This window comes from Vibrio ouci, from assembly GCF_004551525.1.
Lineage (GTDB): Bacteria > Pseudomonadota > Gammaproteobacteria > Enterobacterales > Vibrionaceae > Vibrio > Vibrio ouci.
This window is the reverse complement of sequence record NZ_SATR01000117.1, coordinates 1-2,778: the sequence shown is the minus strand read 5'-3', so window position 1 is coordinate 2,778 and position 2,778 is coordinate 1. Positions and strand designations below refer to the sequence as shown.

Annotated in this window: 1 protein-coding gene; it reads left to right on the top strand. The window is 59.1% G+C overall.

Annotated elements, in window-relative coordinates:
- Positions 1 to 1,115: 1,115 nt before the first annotated feature.
- The gene (locus ELS82_RS27955; RefSeq protein ID WP_134837660.1) at positions 1,116 to 1,394 is read left to right on the top strand and encodes a hypothetical protein; all 279 of its coding nucleotides are present in this window, start codon (positions 1,116 to 1,118) and stop codon (positions 1,392 to 1,394) included.
- Positions 1,395 to 2,778: the final 1,384 nt, after the last annotated feature.

The following is a 2,778-nucleotide window of genomic DNA, read 5'->3' as shown; positions in this document are numbered from 1 at the left end:
AGAGCAATAAGTGTCATTGMAGCTCTGGCAGGGGGAGACACTACTAGGTCCCAGCTGTCACCCCCCCTCTAAAAAATTCATTTCTTGGTATTTTGAGCTGAAATTTTGCACAGAGGTTGGCAAAAATCCAATCCACCTTCATTAATTTTCCCAGAATTTTTCGAGGTCGGGAAGTATTTGTTTTAATTTTCCTACCATTAGAAATCGAGTAAATCCGCAAAACTAGGAACCGGCCCGGAATGACCCCAAATTCAGTGGGCAGCCTCATAAAAATATGGCTGATTTTACTGGATTGGTTTCATGTGGAAAGCACGACGTTTTCTTGTAGGAATGCGGGAACCCCGGCAGCTCGCCTGCCGCGGCCAGCGACGTCGGGGACGCTGGCCTGCGCTGTCGAGCCCGCGAGGGCTGTCTCCRCGGCAGGCMCCCCCTGAACGGGGCACGACAGGCCACCGCGCTGGCTCGTCCAGCGTCSACAGTCCCTCGTCCAGGTTTCAGATCGCGCCAAGTCGAACCCATGACCTGCTCAAGCCATCGTGCGCTGCCGAATYCGCATCTGCGTGTAGGCTGCCATTCCACGCGGCAGCCCCTGTTTTCGTCAGCGTGCCCCCCTGACGAATTTTCCTGCCTGGCCCAGTCCAGCGTCCAGCCCCTGTTCGTCGAAAAATCTGCGCTGCCGATTTTCCACGCGGCAGCCCCTCTTTTCGTCAGCGTGCCCCCCTGACGAATTTTCCTGCCTGGCCCGGCCRGTCCAGCCCCTGTTCGTCGAAAAATCTGCGCTGCCGATTTTCCACKCSGCAGCCCCTSTTTTCGTCAGCGTGSCCCCCTGACGAATTTTCCTGCCTGGCCCGGCCAGTCCAGCGCCCAGCCCCTGTTCGTCGAAAAATCTGCGCTGCCGATTTTCCCCGACGAACCTGCAGCTGCACAAATCCGCGCTGCCACTGCCCCATTGTCTGGACCAACAGTCTTTTCCATCAAGCCCTGGACTATAAATCGTCCAGACTCATCGCCAGCACCCGCTGCCGATTCTGCCGACTTTGCCGATTTCGTCGGCGCTGCCGATTCCAACACTGCCCGCCGTGYCTRAACCAGCGCTGTTTCGTCAGCGTGTCCCCTTGACGAATTTCCCTGCCTGGCCTGGACAGTCCATCTTCCAGCCCATGTTCATCGAAAAATCTGCGCTGCCGATTTCCCCGACGAACCTGCAGCTGCACAAATCTGCGCTGCCGATTTCCCCCCCTGTCGGCATGGCTGCCGCTGCCCCGATGTCCAGACCAACAGTCTTTTTTGTCGACTTTGCCGATTTTGTCCGCGCTGCCGATTCCAACACTACCCCCTGCATCCAAACCAGCATTGTTTCGTCAGCTCTTCCCCTGACGATTTTAGCCCTGTAACAAACAGTAGGCCTCCAATCCCGCCAACGGGAGCCAAGTTGATAGGGAAGAGAATTGAATGACGCGCCTGGTCCTCGCACCCCGCCACCCGAGGGGCCTTTTTCCCGGCAGCCTCTGAAAAACTCTAGCTTTCACGGTCCTCGCCGCCCCTCACCACCATGGCAGGCCTCTAATCCCACCCATCAGCAGTTGTAGCCGATAGGGCAGTGATTTGAATGACGCGTCGCGGGCCGCCGGGTCATCTCACCCGGCCATTAATTGGAGCGTTTTTGGCTGGCCGAGGATGGGGGGATGGATCTCTTCTTCCGAAAAAGYAAACAGTACATCGGGAGTTATGTTGACGGGGCATGGAATTGAATGACCCGTCGCGGGCCGCCGGGTCATCTCACCCGGCCATCCCGGGGAGCGTTTTTCCCGGCRGCATCGGGGAAACTCTTGCTTTCACTGCCCGCTGCCCAAGTCCCCACTCGCATCGGCCCCCCGCGCCAACAAGCCAACGCTGCCGAATCGGCAGACACTGCTGCCGAATCTGCCGACACTGCCCCGCGGGCTGCCACTGCCCCAGTGTCTAAACCAGCGGTCTTTCTCATCGAGCCTTGGACTATCCAGTCCGTCCTGACTCATCGCCAGCACCTGCTGCCGATTCTGCCGACTTTGCCGATTTTCTCGGCGCTGCCGATTCCAACACTGCGCCCACCGTGTCTGAACCAGCGCTGTTTCGTCAGCGTGTCCCCTCGACGAATTTTCCTGCCTGGCCTGGACAGTCCACCGTCCAGCCCGTGTTCGTCGAAAAATCTGCGCTGCCGATTCYSCCGACTTTGCCGATTTCGTCGGCGCTGCCGATTCCAACACTGCCCGCCGTGCCTGAACCAGCGCTGTTTCGTCAGCGTGTCCCCTCGACAAATTTTCCTGCCTGGCCTGGACAGTCCATCGYCCAGCCCATGTTCGTCGMAAAATCTGCGCTGCCGATTTTCCCCGACGAACCTGCAGCCGCACAAATCTGCGCTGCCGAATCTGCCRACACTGTCCCGCGGGCTGCCACTGCCCCAGTGTCTAAACCAGCAGTCTTTCTCGTCGAGCCTTGGACTATCCAGCCCGTCCAGACCCATCGCCAGCACCCGCTGCCGATTCTGCCGACTKTGCCGATTTCGTCGGCGCTGCCGATTCCACCACTGCCCGCCGTGCCTGAACCAGCGCTGTTTCGTCAGCGTGTCCCCTCGATGAATTTTCCTGCATGGCCCGGCCAGTCCAGCGTCCAGCCCATGTTCGYCGAAAAATCTGCGCTGCCGATTCYSCCGACTTTGCCGATTTCGTCGGCGCTGCCGATTCCARCACTGCCCGCCGTGCCTGAACCAGCGCTGTTTCGTCAGCGTGTCCCCTCGAC